Raw genomic sequence first — 11,428 nt, 5'->3', positions numbered from 1 at the left:
GCGGGCAGGGCCCGCTATGGGCGGGAGCCCGTCAAGTGGGCGAAGACCACTACGTTGCCCTGGTAGCCCGTGCGCTTCGAGTACGCCCCGCCGCAGGTGATCACCCGCAGCTCGGCCCGCGCGGCGGCCCCGTACACCTTCTCGTCGGGGAAGGACTTCGCGTCGTAGACCTCCACCGCGTCCACCGCGAAGAGCGCGACCGTGCCGTCGCGCCGCTCCACCTCGATGACCTGCCCCTTCTTGAGGGCTCCGAGGCGGTAGAAGACGGCGGGCCCGTCCGCGGTGTCGACGTGGCCCGCGACGATCGCCGTCCCGCGCTCGCCGGGCGTGGTGCCCGCCTCGTACCACCCGGCGAGGTTGTCGTGCCGCGGCGGCGGCACGTCCAGGCTGCCCTGGCGGGTCAGGCCGAGCCCCATGAGCGGCGCGTCCACGCCGATGGCGGGGACCCGGACGCGGTCGGGCGGCGACGGCGGCAGGGGCGCGGCGGCGGGCGCGGACCGCGCCCCGGGCGACGCGGCCTGCGCGGCCGACGGCTGCGGCGGCGGACGCTCCGCCGTGCCGCTGGTCAGGAGCCAGGCGCCGCAGCACAGGGCGAGCGCGCTGACGGTCGCTATGAGCGCGGACCCGGCCTTGCCGCGGGCCGCGCGCGGGCGGTCAGCCATGGCGTCCCCTCGTCGGTTCGGGGCCCCTCCCCGCCGCCGCGGCCGCGAGGGACACGGCGGCCCGGCGGGGGGAGGGGTCGGTGGTACCTGCGGACAGCGGAGGGTGTCCGTCAGATCCTGTCGCCTCTCGCCCGGCGATGCAGGAGCCAGGTACCGCCCGCGGCGGCGACGGCGAGAGCAGCCACGCCCGCCGCGGTCCGCGCGGGGTCGGGACCGAGCGCGCCGCCGACCCCCGTCTTCACGTGCCCCCTGGGATGCACGGGCTCCCGCTCGCGCGCGGCCGCCGTGGAGGTGAGCGTCACCGTCAGGTCACCCGCCACCTGCCGGCCCCGGGCGGCGGAACCGGAGCAGCGGGCCACGATCTCGTACGTCCCGGGCTGCGCCGAAGGCGGCACCTTGAACCGCCCGGAGGCCTCGGCCGCGCCGGTCGCGGAGGCCAGGGCGAAGGTGCCCGCGCCCACCGCGCTCGCGTCGCCCGCGGCGGTGCCGTCCGCTCCGCAGGCCGCCGTGCGGACCGTGACCGTGGTGCCGGGCGTCACCGGCGTCGGCGTGATGTCGAGGCCGCCCGCCGCCGCCGCGGGCCCTGCGAGCAGGCCCGCCCAGGTGACGGCGAGCGCGGCGGTGGTCGTCAGCTGGCGGGCGGTGCGCATGGGGCGTGCTCCTGTCGGGCCGCGTACGGGACACACCTCCGAGGTAACGTGCACTCCGGCCCGCACGCCTGCTGATGCCTCATCAGAAATGCCGTCCCGGTCCACTCCCCGGCGCCACGAGGACAGCGTTCCAGCAGGTCACCGGCGTACGGGCGGAAAGACCCCGAAGGCGCGGCGCGGCACCTGTGAATGGGTGACCCGGCCTCAGATCACGTCCCGGGGCACCGCCTCGTACAGGCCGGCGACCGTCGCCATGAGCTGCTCGTCCACGGGGAAGTCCTGGCCGTCGACGCGCCGGACGGGGGAGACGCCCCAGGAGTTCGTGACGAAGGCGGCCCGGTAGGAGGGCAGGTCCCGCAGGAACACCGGCCCCCTGCGGGTGGGGAGCCCGGCGTCCGCGAGCCGCGGTTCGAGCAGCGCCATGGTGATGCCGCGCAGGTGCGGGGCCTCGGGCCAGACGATCTCGCGCCCGTCGAAGAAGGCCACGTTCGTCACCGCGCCCTCGCTGACCGCGCCGTCCGGGCCGGTGAGCAGCGCCTCGTCGTGGCCGAGACGCCCCGCCTCGCGGCGGTGGTACGCCTGCCCGAAGCCGCCCAGGTGCTTGAGGTGCGCGACGGGACGTACGTACGGGACGGACTTCAGGGACTGGGCCCGCTCGGCCATGGCCGCGGGCAGCTCGACGGGCGGGCGGACGGTGACCATCAGGGACGGCTCGCCGTCGGGGGCGTGCACGTAGACGCGCACCGCGGCGTCCTGGAGCGGCGGCGCCCCACCGTCCCCGGCGAGCACGTGCCGGATCGCCGCGCGGACCCGGTCGCCGTCCAGGCCCTGGTCGAACAGCTCCCGGCTCGCCGCGTCGAGCCGCTCCAGGTGGAGCGCGAGGCCGCGCACCCCACCGCCCCTGACCTGCATCGCGGTGAAGTGCCCGAAGCTGTCCAGAGCGCGTGCGCGCAGCTGCTCCGGGGTGGCGGGGGCCCCGTCGATCTCCAGGCGGTCGGGGGCGGCGGGGTTCGATGTCGTCATGGGGGACACCGTACGTACGTGATCACCGGCCCGGGCGGGCGGTGCGCGGTCAGTCCTCGATCAGCCGGCGCGGGCCGGGGCCGTGCGCGGCCAGCTCGTCCCACGGGTTCGACAGGGCGCACCGGTCGAGCGAGAGGCAGCCGCAGCCGATGCAGTCCGTGAGGTTGTCGCGCAGCCGCTCCAGGGTGCGGATGCGCTGGTCCAGGTCCTCCCGCCAGCACTCGGATATCCGGGCCCAGTCCGCGCGGGTCGGCGTGCGGTCCTCCGGGAGCAGGGCGAGCACCTCGCGGATCGTGGCCAGCGGGATGCCGAGCCGCTGCGAGGTGCGGATGAAGGCGACGCGGCGCAGCGTGTCCCGGCTGTAGCGGCGCTGGTTGCCGGTGGTGCGGCGGCTGCTGATGAGCCCTTCCCGCTCGTAGAAGCGCAAGGCGGAAGGTGCCACTCCGCTGCGCTCGGCGAGTTCGCCGACGGTGGCTTCCTTGGCGTCCGGCGCGAGGTGCGAGGTCATGACGACAGATTAGTCGCGGAAGCCGCTTGACCTGAACCAAGGTTTAACTAAGAGGCTTGCCGCATGAACACCACCACTGACGCCACCCCGTCCACCGCCACCGATGTCGCCGCCGTCCTGTCCGCCACGGCCGCGCAGCCCGTGAAGGTCGCCGTCGTCATCGGCAGCAACCGCGAGGGCCGCTTCGGCCCGGTCGTCGCCGAGTGGCTGCTGCGCCACGTGCGCGAGCACCAGGGCTTCGAGGTCGACGTCATCGACCTCGCCGACGTCGACCTGCCCACGTCCCTGTCGTACCGGCCGGACGCCGGGACCCGCGCCGAACTCGACAAGGTCTCCCCGAAGCTGGCCGCCGCCGACGCGTTCGTCGTCCTCACCCCCGAGTACAACCACTCCTACCCCGCGTCCCTGAAGAGCCTGATCGACTGGCACCGCCCCGAGTGGGAGGCCAAGCCCGTCGCGTTCGTCTCCTACGGCGGGCTCTCCGGCGGCCTGCGCTCGGTCGAGCACCTGCGCCCGGTCTTCGCCGAGCTGCACGCCGTCACCGTCCGCGAGACCGTCTCCTTCCACAACGCGGGCTCCCTCTTCGACGCCGACGGCAACCACAAGGAGCCCGCGGCCGCCGACGCCGCCGCGAAGACGATGCTGGACCAGCTCGCGTGGTGGGCGTGGGCCCTGCGCGCCGCCAAGGAGGTCCGCCCGTACGGGAGTTGATCCCGTGTGCGGCTCGCGCCGGGGCTCAGGCCTGCGGCAGCCGGACGACCGCGACCGCGCCGCCGTCCGGCGCGTTGGCCAGCTCCACGCGGGCGCCGACCACCGCCGCCTGGCCGAGCGCGATGGTCAGGCCGAGGCCCGTGCCCTGGCCGCGCTCGCGGGCGCCGGTCTTGAACCGCTGCGGGCCCTCGCGCAGCAGGTGCTCGGGGAAGCCGGGCCCGTGGTCGCGCACGGTCACCACGGCCCCGTCGACGCAGAGGTCGACGGGGTCGCCGCCGTGCCTGCGGGCGTTGCCGACGAGGTTCGCCAGGATCCGCTCCAGGCGACGGGCGTCCGTACGTACGACACGCTCCGACGCGCGGCTGAACCGCACGCCCCGTCCCGTCGACTGCCCCGCGAAGAGCCCCCGTTGGACCATCCCCTCGACCAGTGTGCCGAGCGGGTGCGCGTCCAGGTCGGGCCGCTCGGCGTCCGCGTCCAGGCGCGCCACCTCCAGCAGGTCCTCGGTGAGCGTGCGCAGCGCGCGCACCCGGTCGCGCACCAGCTCCGTCGGGCGGCTCGGCGGCAGGAGTTCGGCGGCGGTGTGCAGGCCGGTCAGCGGGGTGCGCAGCTCGTGCGCCACGTCCGCGGTGAACCGCTGCTCGGCCTCCAGGCGCCGCTGGAGCGAGGCGGCCATCGTGTCGACGGCCGTCGCCAGGTCGGCGACCTCGTTCCGGCCGTGCCGGAAGCCGGGCGGCAGCGGATGGCCGATGCGGGCGTCCAGGTCGCCCTGGCTGATGCGGCGGGCGATGGCGGCGGCGGCCCGCAGGTCGCGGCTGAGCCGGCTGGCGAGCCCGGCGCCCCCGAGCGCGGCGAGCGCGACGACGACGGCACCCGACACCAGGAGCTGCTGGTCGAACTCGGCCATCTCGCGGGCCTGTTCCCTCAGCGGGAGCCGTACGGAGAGGACCCGGTCGCCGACCGGGCGCGCCGCCCACACCGCCGGATCGGCGGATCCCATGTCGAGGTACGTGCCGCGCCGCCCGGCGAGCGCGGCCGCGCGCAGCGGCTCCGGCAGGCCGGGCGCGTCGAGGGCGGCGTGCGTGCCGTCCCGGGTGCCGTCCTGGTCGACCTGGCCCGTCAGCTCGTACAGCTGCCGCACCCGCACCAGCTGCGCGGTCGCCCCGGAGCGCGCGCCCGCGCCGACCTGGTCGAGCCGCGCGTGGTGGATGAGGAGACCGATCGCAACGGCCACGACCGCGCAGCCCGCGGCGAGCAGGGCGGCGATCTTCCAGCGCAGGCCGAGCGTGTTGAGCACGGCGAGCACGCGGCGCGGGGCCCGCACGAGCCACCGGGCGCGGGTGTGGCCCTTCTCGGCGGCGAGGTTCCCGGCAGCGGCGCCGCTCTCCGTGCCCTTGGCCTGGCCGGGCGTCACGAGCGGGGTCCCGGGTGGGCGGAGGGCGTGGCCGACGGCGTGGGCGGTGGCGTGGACGACGGCCCGGGCGACGGCTCGGACGACGGCTCGGACGACGGCTCGGACGACGGGGAGCCGCCGCCGTGGCCGGGGGAGCGGTCCGGCCCCCGGTAGTTCTTGGTGTCGCTGACCGTGGACATCCGCTTGCCGTCCCAGTGGTAGCGCACGGCCTGCTCGCCGCCGTCGGCGCACGGGCTGCGGACCAGGAGGTCGGTGCCGAGCACCTCCACGGAGATCCGCTTGCCCGCGGTGAAGAGCACCGGGTAGACCTTGCCGCCGCGCTCGGCGTAGGCGACGACCGCGCTGCGCCCGCTCTCCAGGTCGATCGCGAGCAGGAGTTCGGGCCTGCCGTCCCCGGACAGGTCGACGAGCACCGGCGGCCGGATGCCGGAGCGCCCCGGCTTCTCGATCATCGGCCGGTCCGCGAGCGTCCTCAGGCGCGGGTCCGCGCGCAACAGCTCCCGCACGTCGAGCTTGGCGAGGCCGCCGGGGCCGAGCGCCCCGAGGCCGTCGAGCGGCTCGGGCGGCGGCAGCCTCGTCGCGGTCTCGGCGCCCGGCGCCGACGGCGTCGTACCGGACCAGCCGGGCCACAGCGGCTTCGGGCTCGGCTGGACCGACACCGGCGGCGCGGGCTCACCCGCGTCGAGGCCGCCACTCGCCCCGCAGGCGCAGAGCACGGCGACGGTCAGGACGGCCAGGGGCACGCCCAGGAGGAAGCGGAGACGCAGAGTCATGAGGGGACCGATGGACGACGGAGGCTGGGCGGCGGCCGGCCCGGGCAAGCACCGGGAGTGCGGCACGGGACCGGCCACCCGGCGTCGACGCTAGGAAGGGCGCATCACAGAAACCGGGAGGTTGTGTAACAGACATCACCAAAGCTGGGGAAAACCCCAGCTCGGGACCTTCGGCCAGGCCGGTAGCCTCCCCAGCGCACAGGCCCCTCCCCGCGCGCGGGGCTACCCGTACGAAAGGAACCCACGCCGTGACGGAATCGAGCACCCCCGCCTTCCTGCTGGTCCTGACCACCACCGACACCGCCGACAAGGCGGACACCCTGGCACGCGCCGCGGTCGAGGCCCGCCTCGCGGCCTGCGCCCAGATCAACGGCCCCGTCACCTCCGTCTACCGCTGGGAGGGCGCCATCGAGGAGGCCCGCGAGTGGCAGGTGCTCCTGAAGACCACCGACCGGCGGTACGAGGCGCTGGAGTCCTGGCTGCGCGCGGCCCACGACTACGACACGCCGGAGATCATCGCGACCGCCGTCGTACGGGGGAGCGCGGCGTATCTGGAATGGGTGGAGCAGGAGACGCGCGCGTGAGCGGGGCGCCGGGGGGGGCCTTCGCCGACTCACACGGCTTGGAGGTGGCGGGTGAGGGCCTCCAGCGTTTCCCATGCGGCGGCGTCGCTGCCGTCGCCCAGCGGATAGTGCAGAGCGGGGTGCGCGGCGGAGCCGAGCGGCACGGGAACGACGCCGAGCGGCGGGCGCCGGGCGTGAGTGAGGCCGATGCCGCGTACGGCGTCCGGGCCGAGGGTGAAGGACGCCGGGACGGGCGGGGCTTCGAAGCGCGGGGGGACGAGCAGGTCACGCCGTGCGGCGCGGACCGAGACGAGCAGTGACATCAGGCCGTGCTCGGCGGCCAGGGCCGTGGCCAGGGCCGGTACGGACTCCAGGGGCATGCCGTCGTGAGGGCCGCCGTAGCCGAGCGTGAGGGTGATGTCCTCCTCCACACCCGCGGTGGTCCGCAGGACGCTGACCGTCGCCAAGGCCGGGCGGTCGGCGTGGCCGACGGCGATCAGCCACGTGGGCCGCGGGGCACGGCTGCGGGCCAGGCCGGTCAACTGCCGGGTGGACCACGGGAGGCTGACGGGCTCGGCGGTGCCCCAGCCCGCCGGTGGGGCACCGGTGAGCACGCGGAACGCGGTCTCCAGGGCGCCGCCGATGACGAGGCCCTCGTCGGCGTCGTGCCGGGTGTGGAGGGACAGGACGAGTTGCCGCTCCCGCCGGTCCGGGGCGGGCCGGAAGGCGTCGGCACCCCGAGCCACGCCGTCCGCATCGCGTACCGGCGCGAACGTCCCGTCCCGCCAGTGGAGTTCGACGCCGGAGAGGCCGTCGTAGTAGCCGTCGCCGGGGCCCTGGACGACCCAGCGGTTCGGGTGGCCGTGCAGGGCGACGCGCGCGGGCAGCGTGAACCCGGCGTCGGGCGGGGTGACGATCTGCAACGCCCGGCCGGCGGCGGTGGCCTCGCGCAGCGCGTCGGACAGCCAACTGCTCATGGCGATGACCGGCCGGTCCTGAATGACGACGGCGGCCGTGTCGGTGAGGGCGTCGACGGCCGGAGGAACATCGGCGACCGCGTCGGCCTCCTCGGCGGCGACGGCCACGACATCGGTGTGCGCGACGTCCGACGGCCACACGGTGCCGCCCAGAATGGCGACGAGGCGCCCCGCGAACGAACCAGCGAGCCTCTCGGCTTCCGCCACGGCGACAGAGGCGCGGGCCTCGGTCCACCAGAACGGCACATCAGGGACAGCCACGCCCGCACCGAGCAGCCGCTCGGCCTCACCTGCCGTGTGCACGAGCACGGGCACCTCGACGGACACCAGCCCCCGCCCGTCAGGCGCGCACAACTGCACCACCGCACCGTCAGCCAGAGTCCGGACCTCCAGGTCAGGACCGCCGGCGAGCAGCCCGGCCAGCACGGCCGCGGGGTCGGGCATGGTGGGGGTGAGGGCTATGACGTCTCTGGTCATGCGTACTTCGTTTTCTGTGGTGTGCGGAATGCGGTGACGTGCGGCATTGCGGCGACACAGATGTTACGTATCAAATTCACCGACCCAGGAGCGCTCAAGAACGCCTTGGGCAAGTACTCGGAGTCAACCTCGACGGGGAAGCCGACGTCGTAGGCCACGCATGCGATGGCGAGCGGCCCGAGCGCGACCAATCCGTCCACGCCGAGTGCACGCTCCTCCTGCCCTGTCCAATGCGGAGCCCCAGCCGTTACAGGTGCGCGTCGATGGCGTCCAGTGCTGCCTCATCCAGGTGCCGCAGCGGTTCCGAAGCCGCGTACGCCTCGTGAGTTGCGAGCGGTACGCGGAGCGGCCCGAAATCCACTACGCCGTTCTCCACTGAGAATCCGCCACCTCGTTCAAACAGCAGCAACAACGGCTCGAACGGATCCGGGTGCAGCCCGGCTCGTTCCGGCATCGTCAAGTGAAGGGCCGCCCAGTGCGCAATCGCGGTACACAGTCGCCTCGTCCGGAGCCCGGGAACATGGTCGGACGTGAACTCGTCCAAATCCTCGACCAGGTCAGCGGGCGCACGCACCGACGCCTCGACGCGCAGGGCGATGTCGAAGAAGGGCCACTCATCTGTGGCACCGGTTTCCTGGGCCCACAGCGCCGCACGCCGAAGGTACTCACGGAGCAGCGCGGCGCGCGATGCCGCATGGCTGTCAGCAGCGTCCCAGTCCGTCCAGTCGATGGACTTCAGGCGATCCACCGTGGATTCGACCAGCGTCGTATCCGTCATAGCCCAAGCCCCTTCTTCGCCGCGTTGACTACTTCGTCCAGATTGGACAAGTCATCGGCCACCCTAACGCTTGGGGGCGTGAGCCCCCAGGTCGACCAGAGCTTGAGTGTTCCGTCAACCGTGATCGGGCCGCCGCGGAGGGAAATCGGCGCCACGTCGTGCGCACCCAACAGATGACGGGGCACGGTGGAAGGGCTACCGCTCCACGCGTCCGGATGAGATGAGCGGTAGGGGAGGCCCGCCTCCATAAGCGCGTGCTCCACGTACTCATGCGCGATGAGCCCCTTGAAACTTCCCTCATCAATCGGCTTGAGGCGGCCTTGCTCCGCCTTCTTCCAGAGATCCGCGATCTCATCGTAGGCAGTGAAGTAAACGTTGTGCCGCACCTGGTCGGGGCCGATCTGAACGTCGTGCCGCTTGAGGAAGAGGTTCTGCTTGGCCTTCTCGACTACTCCCGGTGGGAATCCCGTGTTCTCGGCGATCCTGGCGACGTCCTCAGTGTTGGCTCGGATGCGGTCGTACTGTTTCACGGCATCCAAATCAGGCCGGTCCGCGTAATGTACGAGTTCGCCTTCGTGCGTGCCCCAGTTCTCGTTCCCGAACTCGCCGTGGTCCTCTGGACTGCGCGGGCCAGCCGGGGGTTCATCGTGACGTCCACCTCCATGTCCGCCACCGGCACCGCCAGTTGGCCCGTCGCCGTGCCCGGACGTCGGCGTAGCGTCGTCCGCGCGGGAGAGCCCGCCGGACGCGTGCTCACCGGTTGAGGCGTCCCCGCGCCCGCTCGGTGTGACATCACCGTGACGCGTCGGCTCGCCGGGCAGGTCGTGGCTGGCATGGGGAGCCACCCCGTCACCCCCACCGACAGCCCGCTCGGGCCCTCGCGCCCCCGCCCCGGCGAGTTCGTATCTCCGGGGATGCTCAGCCGCGGCGGCACGCGCGGAGGCCGGACGTTCGTGCGGGACGGGGCCGGTCTGGCCGGCGCCGTTCCTGGTGACGGTGAACTGGCCGTCCTCGACGCGGACTTTGGAGATGCCCTTGAACTCAAGGACGGTGTGGACGCCCGGCCCGCCGACTGTGGCGCCGAGGCGGACACGGGTGGCCAGGTCGGAGACCTTCGGCAGTTTGCCGACGGCCTTGCCGCCCAGTGTGATCCCCGCCGAGAGCGGGTCGGCGTACGTGCCGACCTTCGCTCCGACGCCCGCGGCCTTGGCCACGGCACCACCGCCCTTGGAGACGACCGCGAGCGGCCCCGCCCCCAAGGTGAGGGCGTTGAAGGTCGTCGCGCCCGCCGCGCGGAAGGGATTCTCCTTCCACTGGTCCCAGGCGACCACGCCCTTGGCGAACTCGCGGGCGGCCGTCTTCTGCCGCCGTTCCCCCGCGCTGTCCTGGTCCGCCGCGATGGTCTTGTCCAGCACCCAGTCGTACGGCTTCAGGGTGTACTGGCCGATGCCCCCGGCGACGTCGCCCAGCCCGCTCCAGGCGTCCTTGGCCGAGCCTCCGATACCGACCAGGTGTCCCAGGCCCTTCAGCGCCGTGAGGCCGCCGTCGATGACGAAACCGTCCCAGACGTAGCGCTTGGCGATCCGGTGGACCTCCCAGAACTGGAGGGATTCCTGTGCCGGGGTGCCCCAGGGCAGCTCCTTGGCCTTCTTCAGCAGGCCCGCGTCATAGCCGTACGGCACGACCTTCTTGGTCGCCTTACGGCCGCTGCCGTCGTCCTCGACGAACCGGGGGCCGCCCACGAGCCCGGAGATCTTGGTCGCGGCTCGGCGCTCCGCGGCCTTGAACGCGCTCTCCGCCTCGGACACCGCGTCACGCAGCTCGTTGCTCCGGCGGGTCTTCTCGCCGTCCTCCTCCCAGTCGTCGTCGCCCTCGACGTCGGCGGCGAAGGCGACGGCCCGCTCCTTCAGTTTCGCCAGGCGCAGCGCGAGCGGCCGTGCCTCGGCCGCGTACGTCTCCAGCGCGTCGGCCACCGTCTCCAGTTTGGCCGCGAACGCGTCGGCCTTGTCCATCACCGGGCGCGTGCTGGCGAACAGGTCGTCGGCCTCCGGCGCCACGTAGTAGGCGCCCAGCGCCTGGAAGCGCGCGTGCACGTCCGACCCGCCGTTACGGATGCCGGTGGCGTCGCTCCGCAGCGCCGAGACGTCCTTCTCCAACTGCTCGAAGCTGCCGGAGTACTGAGGTATGCCGTCGGGGTCGATCACTGCTTCTCGGGCCCGGTCTTCTTGCGGGCGGCGTCAAGCAGGGCTTTGACGTCGATGGCCTGCTCCGCCTTGCGCTGGGCGTTCGAGGCCTGCTCCAGGTCTCCGGCGATGTACGCGTTCGTCGCCTCGATCGCCCCGTTCACCGACTTCGCCGCCCGTGCCCCGAGATGGAGCACGTCGCCCGTGGTCCTCTCGACGAACAGCGCCAGCGCGGTGCCGACCGGCCCGGGCGGGCCGGGCGCACAGACCTCGGGACCGATCGTCCCGGCCCAGGTCGCGGCGCTCTTCACGTCCTTCCCGTACGCCTTGACGTCCTTGGCCATGTCGTCCATCGCCAGCTTCACCAGCGACACCACCGAACTCACCCCGGACGGCGAGATGTCCCACCCCGTCACGCCGAACCCCCTGCTGATCCCTGTGCGCAGCGCATGCGTAGCGCACCGAACATACTCTCGCTAACGCGGTTGCAGACGCAACGCGGTTGGGGCAGCGGTGGCGCGATTCCGTCAGTGGGAGAGGTGTCCGCCCTCTTCGCCCTCGTGCCAGACCTCGGAGAACGGAAGCTGCGTGAACACCACGTCCATGGCGCCCGGTTCTGCGAACGAGAGGATGCCGAAGGGGCCACCCCTCCCGGGCCCTGAACTGGCTGACAGCGCCGCCCTGTTGGTGTCGTGAAGGGGGGCGGCGC

The 11,428-nt window shown here is 73.2% G+C and carries 13 protein-coding genes; 2 read left to right on the top strand and 11 right to left on the bottom strand.

Annotation, left to right across the window (positions count from 1 at the left end; genetic code table 11):
• Positions 1–14 precede the first annotated feature (14 nt).
• The 4 genes from AC07GB_RS10275 to soxR form a co-directional block, all read right to left on the bottom strand.
• On the bottom strand, positions 15–662 hold the full coding sequence (locus AC07GB_RS10275; protein WP_478843544.1) for a class F sortase: 648 nt from the start codon (positions 660–662) through the stop codon (positions 15–17).
• Between the two features lie 110 nt (positions 663–772).
• Positions 773–1,312: a hypothetical protein gene (locus AC07GB_RS10270; RefSeq protein ID WP_478843542.1), complete on the bottom strand. Its 540-nt coding sequence runs from the start codon at positions 1,310–1,312 to the stop codon at positions 773–775.
• A gap of 204 nt (positions 1,313–1,516) precedes the next feature.
• Complete coding sequence (locus AC07GB_RS10265) at positions 1,517–2,335, bottom strand: aminotransferase class IV (protein ID WP_478843540.1); 819 nt, start codon at positions 2,333–2,335, stop codon at positions 1,517–1,519.
• A gap of 49 nt (positions 2,336–2,384) precedes the next feature.
• Positions 2,385–2,843: a redox-sensitive transcriptional activator SoxR gene (soxR, locus tag AC07GB_RS10260; protein WP_478843538.1), complete on the bottom strand. Its 459-nt coding sequence runs from the start codon at positions 2,841–2,843 to the stop codon at positions 2,385–2,387.
• 63 nt (positions 2,844–2,906) lie between these two features.
• On the opposite strand from soxR, the gene AC07GB_RS10255 reads away from it, so the two are divergent.
• The gene (locus tag AC07GB_RS10255) at positions 2,907–3,554 is read left to right on the top strand and encodes an NADPH-dependent FMN reductase (protein ID WP_478843536.1); all 648 of its coding nucleotides are present in this window, start codon (positions 2,907–2,909) and stop codon (positions 3,552–3,554) included.
• Between the two features lie 25 nt (positions 3,555–3,579).
• On the opposite strand, the gene AC07GB_RS10250 is transcribed toward AC07GB_RS10255, so the two are convergent.
• Positions 3,580–4,968, bottom strand: coding sequence for a sensor histidine kinase (locus AC07GB_RS10250; protein WP_478843534.1), 1,389 nt, complete (start codon positions 4,966–4,968; stop codon positions 3,580–3,582).
• Positions 4,965–5,741, bottom strand: a complete 777-nt coding sequence (locus AC07GB_RS10245) for a hypothetical protein (RefSeq protein WP_478843532.1) — start codon at positions 5,739–5,741, stop codon at positions 4,965–4,967. The genes AC07GB_RS10250 and AC07GB_RS10245 overlap by 4 nt, the downstream gene beginning before the upstream one ends.
• Positions 5,742–5,989: 248 nt before the next feature.
• On the opposite strand from AC07GB_RS10245, the gene cutA reads away from it, so the two are divergent.
• The gene (gene cutA / locus AC07GB_RS10240; protein WP_478843530.1) at positions 5,990–6,325 is read left to right on the top strand and encodes a divalent-cation tolerance protein CutA; all 336 of its coding nucleotides are present in this window, start codon (positions 5,990–5,992) and stop codon (positions 6,323–6,325) included.
• Positions 6,326–6,354: 29 nt separating this feature from the next.
• Here cutA and AC07GB_RS10235 read toward each other — a convergent pair whose 3' ends face one another.
• The 5 genes from AC07GB_RS10235 to AC07GB_RS10215 are packed head-to-tail and all read right to left on the bottom strand — an operon-like array spanning position 6,355 to position 11,135.
• Positions 6,355–7,758, bottom strand: a complete 1,404-nt coding sequence (locus AC07GB_RS10235) for a DUF6177 family protein (protein WP_478843528.1) — start codon at positions 7,756–7,758, stop codon at positions 6,355–6,357.
• Positions 7,755–7,958, bottom strand: a complete 204-nt coding sequence (locus tag AC07GB_RS10230; protein ID WP_478843526.1) for an Imm49 family immunity protein — start codon at positions 7,956–7,958, stop codon at positions 7,755–7,757. The genes AC07GB_RS10235 and AC07GB_RS10230 overlap by 4 nt, the downstream gene beginning before the upstream one ends.
• Positions 7,959–8,005: 47 nt before the next feature.
• Positions 8,006–8,536, bottom strand: coding sequence for a hypothetical protein (locus AC07GB_RS10225; RefSeq protein ID WP_478843524.1), 531 nt, complete (start codon positions 8,534–8,536; stop codon positions 8,006–8,008).
• Positions 8,533–10,740 (bottom strand): hypothetical protein, encoded by a 2,208-nt coding sequence (locus AC07GB_RS10220; RefSeq protein ID WP_478843522.1) that lies wholly within the window; start codon positions 10,738–10,740, stop codon positions 8,533–8,535. Before AC07GB_RS10220 ends, AC07GB_RS10225 begins: the two co-directional genes overlap by 4 nt.
• On the bottom strand, positions 10,737–11,135 hold the full coding sequence (locus AC07GB_RS10215; RefSeq protein WP_478843521.1) for a DUF6507 family protein: 399 nt from the start codon (positions 11,133–11,135) through the stop codon (positions 10,737–10,739). The genes AC07GB_RS10220 and AC07GB_RS10215 overlap by 4 nt, the downstream gene beginning before the upstream one ends.
• Positions 11,136–11,428 lie beyond the last annotated feature (293 nt).

The organism is Streptomyces sp. NPDC045778 (assembly GCF_056431945.1).
This window is presented reverse-complemented; position numbering and strand designations above follow the sequence as displayed.